Annotated in this window: 6 protein-coding genes; 3 read left to right on the top strand and 3 right to left on the bottom strand. The window is 60.9% G+C overall.

Going from position 1 to position 5,797, the window contains the following annotated elements:
• The 3 genes from ACRAUW_RS16415 to dusB all read right to left on the bottom strand — a co-directional run.
• Positions 1–818: DMT family transporter (locus ACRAUW_RS16415; protein ID WP_431363138.1), on the bottom strand; the 818-nt coding region annotated here is incomplete at its 3' end.
• 111 nt (positions 819–929) lie between these two features.
• Positions 930–1,226 carry a DNA-binding transcriptional regulator Fis gene (fis, locus tag ACRAUW_RS16410; RefSeq protein WP_005309538.1) on the bottom strand — a complete coding sequence of 99 codons (297 nt, stop codon included), beginning with the start codon at positions 1,224–1,226 and terminating at the stop codon, positions 930–932.
• A 26-nt stretch (positions 1,227–1,252) separates the two neighbouring features.
• Positions 1,253–2,218, bottom strand: a complete 966-nt coding sequence (gene dusB, locus ACRAUW_RS16405) for a tRNA dihydrouridine synthase DusB (RefSeq protein WP_033135778.1) — start codon at positions 2,216–2,218, stop codon at positions 1,253–1,255.
• Between the two features lie 292 nt (positions 2,219–2,510).
• Between dusB and ACRAUW_RS16400 the strand changes: the two genes are divergently transcribed.
• The 3 genes from ACRAUW_RS16400 to ACRAUW_RS16390 all read left to right on the top strand — a co-directional run.
• A complete protein-coding gene (locus ACRAUW_RS16400) occupies positions 2,511–3,932 on the top strand; it encodes a TolC family protein (RefSeq protein WP_431363137.1) in 1,422 nt (473 codons plus the stop codon).
• A 73-nt stretch (positions 3,933–4,005) separates the two neighbouring features.
• Complete coding sequence (locus tag ACRAUW_RS16395) at positions 4,006–5,010, top strand: HlyD family secretion protein (RefSeq protein WP_431363136.1); 1,005 nt, start codon at positions 4,006–4,008, stop codon at positions 5,008–5,010.
• The coding region (locus tag ACRAUW_RS16390; RefSeq protein WP_431363135.1) for an ABC transporter permease at positions 5,010–5,797 on the top strand (788 nt) is incomplete at its 3' end. The genes ACRAUW_RS16395 and ACRAUW_RS16390, both read left to right, overlap by 1 nt.

The following is a 5,797-nucleotide window of genomic DNA, read 5'->3' as shown; positions in this document are numbered from 1 at the left end:
CCGAGCACCAGTCCGGCTCCGGCCAGTTTGGCGCCGCCGAGGGGTTCGCTATAGAAGAGGGTGCTCAGGATCAGGGTCCAGACCGGTTCCAGCAGCATCATCAGGGCGGCGTGGGCGGTGGTCATCTTGCTCAATGCGTGGGTGAGCAGCCAGTAGCGCAATGTGGTGGCGATCAAGACGCTCGCCGCAAACCAGCCCCAGATGCCGTGGCTGACTCCAGCCTCGGGCCACTGTTCGGTCAGCAGCGAGAGCAGGGTGCCGAGCAGGCCGGTCATCGCCAGCTGGATGCAGGTGAGCCAGGTAGGGGCAATGGATTGGGCAAAGTGGCGATGGACGGCAAGCTGGATACCGAGAGTGGTAGCCGCCGCCAGAAACCAGAACAGCGAGAGCGACACGCCCCAGTGGGTGCTGCTGGAGAGCAGCAGCAAACCGGCGATGGCGATGGGCAGGGTGAGCCAGTAGTGGCGGCCGGGTTTGGCACGAAAGGCTCCCCAGGCGGCCAGCGGGGCCATCAGGGTGGCGACGCTCATGATAAAAGCACCGCTGCCCAGCGCATCGCTCTGACTGATGGCGGTGACCCACAGCAGCAGGCTGGCGCCGAGCAATGTGCCGCAACCGGCAGCGCGCAGCAGTTGGGCGCGAGTTGGTGGTGGCTCGCGCAACCAGGCGAGGGGGAGCAACAGCAGCGCGGCCAGCAGAAAGCGGCTGCCGATAAAGGCGGCGGGCGGCAGTTCGCGGATCGCCTCTTTCGAGAAGAGCCAGCCTGCGGCGGCCAGCAGGGTGACCAGTACCATCAGCAACAGGGGAGTGCGGTTCATAGCGCTTGTTGTGGGGAAGTGGGAAGGGGAGCATAAAGAAAGGCGCCGGGTATTGCTACCCGGCGCCTTTCGCATCTGCCTGGAACCGCCATCGCGGCTCGCGGCCAGCAATCAGTTCATGCCGTAACGCTTGAGCTTCTTGCGCAGGGTGCCACGGTTGATACCCATCATCACGGCAGCGCGAGTCTGGTTACCACGGGTGTACTGCATGATCACGTCCAGCATCGGCGCTTCGACTTCGGAGAGAACCATATCGTACAGATCAATCACTTCCTGACCGTTCAACTGGGCCAGGTAGTTACGCAGGGCCTGTTGCACAGAGTCACGCAGGGGGCGCTGGGTCGGCTCGGCAGCGTGATTGTGAGTAGTTGTTACCAATGCATCAGAAGTCAGGGTTTGTTCGAACATATTCGGTCGGCTCTTTAGTTATCTTGTTAACCTAATCCATCGAAATACGCTTCGAGTGCCTCAAGTTGCGCGTCTGCGCAATCCAGGGCATTGAAGTGCTTACGGAATTCTCGGCCCGTCTCTTCTTCATCCAGATACCAGCCCACGTGTTTACGGGCTATGCGCGCTCCCAGATATGCACCATAAAACCGGTGCAGGTTGGTTACATGCTCGTTCATCAGGGTGCGAACCTCTTCCCTCTCGGGAGGCGGCAGCTTGGTGCCCGTCTCAAGAAAATGACGGATTTCCCGGAAAATCCAGGGTCGTCCTTGCGCAGCTCGGCCAATCATCACGGCGTCAACACCGGTATAGTCGAGGACATACCGGGCTTTCTCCGGGCTGTTGATGTCACCATTGGCGACAACAGGAATCGATACGGCCTGCTTAATCGCCCTGATTGTGTCGTACTCCGCTTCGCCCCTGTAGAGGCAGGCACGGGTACGACCATGCACGGCGAGGGCCGCGATACCACAATCTTCGGCGATTCGGGCGATCTCCACGCCATTGCGGTTATCCGGATCCCATCCTGTGCGGATCTTCAAGGTGACAGGCACCTCCACTGCATCCACCACGGCCCGGCAAATTGCTTTGACCTGATCGGGGGCACGCAGCAGGGCGGAACCTGCCAGCTTCTTATTCACTTTTTTTGCCGGACATCCCATGTTGATGTCGACGATCTGTGCGCCCTGCTCAACGTTGTAGCGGGCAGCAAACGCCATCATCTCGGGATCGGCTCCGGCAATCTGGACCGATCGCAAACCGCCTTCTGCAGAGTGATCCATCCTCATCCGGGTTTTCTGGGTATCCCAGACATCCGGGTTGGCCAGCAGCATCTCGGAAACGGCCATGCCTGCCCCCAATCGCAAACAAAGTTCACGGAATGGTCGGTCAGTTACACCGGCCATGGGAGCCACAATCAAGGGCGTTTCAAGCGTGTGGGGACCTATCTGCATTCCACGGTTACCATCGGCTTAGGGCGGCGTATATTACGCATTTTTTAGGCAGGAGAAAAGGTTAGTATTTGAGCGCTAGCCATTTTTTCTGAAAAAAAACGTCGCGCCAAGGCTTGCAAATTCTGGAGTTATTGAAAAACGGCCAGATTGCCGGAGAGTGATCGCTGTAGCATTCGGGTTGGACGCCTGCATAATTGTCAGTCCACTTGCTGGCCCGCTTTGCGTTATGATAACGAGCTTAAGTCGAGCAAATGCTCCAAACATTTATGCAGCAAAAGCGGATTGGGGATCTATGACGTCAAGGTTCATTAAATCACTCTGGCCGTGTCTGATGGGAGCCGTGCTGGGGTCGGTGCAGGCACAGACCATCAGTTTCGGCGAAGCCTGGACCCGGGTCATCCAGCAGGATGAAGGGCTGGCTGCCGAGCAGGCCGGGGTGGAGCGCGCCAGGCAGCTGCGCGAGGCTGCCAAATCCATGTATCTGCCCAAGGTCGATGTGGGTGCCAGCTATACCCATCTCGATCAGCCGATGGAGCTCGACATGATGGATCTCAACCCTATCGCCAGCCATCCGGAGATGATCAAGGCGTTGCAGGCCATTCTGGGCAAGTTTCCTGTTCCTCTTCCGCGCCTCTCCCCCGATGACTTTGTGACACCCCTCACCAAGCAGAATGTCGTGACCAGCTCGGTCAAGATGCTCTGGCCGCTCTTTGCTGGCGGTCGCATTGATGCGGCGCAGGATATCCGTCAGGCGCAGGTGAGCGAGGCACAGCAGTTGCTGGTGCTCAAGCAGCAGTCCACTTTCGAGGGCCTCTCCCAAGCCTATTTTGGGGTAGTGCTGGCAGGTCAGGTGGTGCAGACCAGGCAGGATATTGAGGAGGGGCTGGCCCGCCACCTGGATCACGCCAATAAGCTCGAGGCTCAGGGGCAGATAGCCAGGGTGGAGCGCCTCTCCGCCCAGTCGGCCTATGATCGTGCCCGTATCGATACCCAGAAGTCGCGCCGCAGCCTCGAGATCGCCGAGCTGGCCCTCGGCCGCATGCTGAAGTTGCCAAATGTCCAGCCGGGCAGCGGCCTGTTCGTCAACAAGGATCTGCCGCGCCTCGATGGGCTGGTGCAACAGACCCTGGAAGTACACCCCGGCCTCAAGTTGCTCAGCGCCAAGAAAGAGCAGGCCAAGGGGATGATCCGGATGGAGAAGGGCAAATATGCCCCCGAGGTGTTCCTGTTCGGCAACTACAACCTCTATGAAGATGATTCACTCGCCTCCAAGACCGCGCCGGACTGGCTGGTGGGGGTGGGTGTCAGCATGCCGCTGGTGAGCCGCGATGGCCGCTCCGAGACGGTACAGGCCGCCAAGAGCGCCGAGCTACAGGTCAATCTGCTGCAGGCCAAGACCCGTCAGGATCTGGAGTTGCTCGTCGAGAAGACCTGGCGTGAAGCGGCGCAGGGGCTGGAGGAGTATCAATCCCTCTCATCCACCCAGGCGCTGGCAGAGGAGAACGTGCTGCTGCGGGACAAAGCCTTCGGGCAGGGACTCTCCACCTCCCTTGATGTGGTGGATGCTCAAAACCAGCTGGCGGGGGTCAAGACCCAGCGCGCGGCTGCGGCTTATCAATATGTGGTGTCGCTGGCCCGCCTGCTGGCGCTTTCCGGCCAGATGAACAGTTTCAATCAATATCAGCACGGTCAGGTGATCGAGGTGAACTCATGAGCCCGGCCCTGTCTGTTCCTTTTTTCATGTCTGTTTCGACCGCCAAGGGTCGCCCGTTTGTCGAGGTGAAGTGATGAGCCATCCCCCCATCAAAAAGAAGATGAGCCAGGGTAAACCGCTGTTGTTGCCATTGGCGCTGGTGATCCTGGTGGTCTGGCTCGGCTGGCGCTTCTGGCTCGCCTATCAGCCGGAGCCGGTGCATCTGCAAGGGCAGATTGAGGCGCAGCAGTACTCGGTCTCATCCAAGGTGCCGGGCCGTATCGACGAAGTATTGGTGAAAAAGGGCGATCAGCTGACCAGGGATCAGCTGGTCTTTACCCTGGCGAGCCCCGAGATCGAGGCCAAGCTGAGCCAGGCCAAGGCCGGTGAAGCGGCTGCGGGTGCGCTGGCGCAAGAGGCCGAGAACGGGGCCCGAGCTCAGCAGATCGCCGCCGCCAAGGATCAGTGGCAAAAAGCCAAGGCGGCCGCCCAGTTGCGTGGCAAGACCTATGAGCGGGTCGCCAGCCTGCACCGCGACGGCGTGATACCGCTGCAAAAACGTGACGAGGCCTGGACTGCCTGGCAAGCCGCTCGCTACAGCGAAGGGATGGCGTGGCAGCAGTACCAGCTGGCGCTGGAAGGGGCGCGGGAAGAGACCAAGATCGCCGCCCGCGAGAAGGCCAAGATGGCGGCCGGTTCGGTGGCCGAGGTTGAGGCCTACCTGGCCGATACCCGCATCACCAGCCCCCACACCGGCGAGGTGAGCCAGGTGCTGCTGCGCAGTGGCGAGCTGGCGCCGCAAGGTTTCCCGGTGGTGACCCTGCTCGACATGAACGATGCCTGGGCTCAGTTCCATATCCGCGAAGATCTGTTGCCGCGTTTCACCGTGGATACCGAGTTTGATGCCCGCATCCCGGGTCTTGGCGATCAGATGGTCCGCTTCAAGGTGACCCATGTGGCCGTGATGGGGGATTTCGCTACCTGGCGTGCCACCGATACCCGTCAGGGTTTCGATATGAAGAGCTTCCAGGTGGAGGCCCGTCCGCTGCAACCGGTTGAGGGGCTGCGGGTTGGCATGAGTGTGCTGGTTGAACTCTGATGGGACGTGAATTTCGGCTGCTGTGGCAGGATCCGTTCAGCCGTGCCCTGATGAGCTGGGTGCCGCTGCTGCTGATGGGGATCCTCTGCTGGGTCTTCTCGGCAGGGCTGGCCCGCGACCTCAAGGTGGGGCTGGTGGATCTCGACCGCAGCGTGCTCTCGCGCCAGCTCGCCTTCTCGCTGGATGGCTCGGCCGGGCTCAAGGTCGCGCAACAGTTTGACTCCATCGATGCCGGGGCGCGCGCCCTGCGCGGTGGCGATATCTATGCGCTGGTGGTGATCCCCAACCATCTGGAGAGGGATGCCCGTCAGGGCACCCAGCCGCAGGTGACTGTGTTCAACAACGGCCAGTTCATCCTCATTGCCAAGCTGGTTAACTCGGCGCTGGCGCAGGTGGTGGGCACTCTCAATGGTCAGGTGGGCGTGCTGGAGGCGATGGCCGATGGCAAGGCGCTGCCCGGCGCACTCGGGCAGTCGGTGCCTATCAGCAGTCAGGTCACTGCGCTCTACAACCTCAACTCCAGCTACGCCCAGTTTCTGCTGAGCGCTATTTTGCCCGCGGTCTGGCAGATCCTGGTGGTGCTGTTCGGCCTCAATGCGCTGGCGCGTAACGATCGGCTGGGACTGGACTGGACCACGCGCGGTGTCTGGTTTGGTCTGTGGCGCACCCTGCTGCCCCACGTGCTGATTGGCTGGGGCTGGGGGATTGTCTGGACGCTGCTGCTGTTTAAGGGCTTCTCCTACCCCATGCACGGTAGCTGGCTGGTGCTGGTGGTTGGGCTGGGGCT

The sequence above is a fragment of the Aeromonas sp. genome (assembly GCF_050633025.1).
GTDB lineage: Bacteria > Pseudomonadota > Gammaproteobacteria > Enterobacterales > Aeromonadaceae > Aeromonas.
The sequence above is the reverse complement of the archived record's forward strand: the minus strand, read 5'-3'. Positions and strand labels throughout refer to the sequence as shown.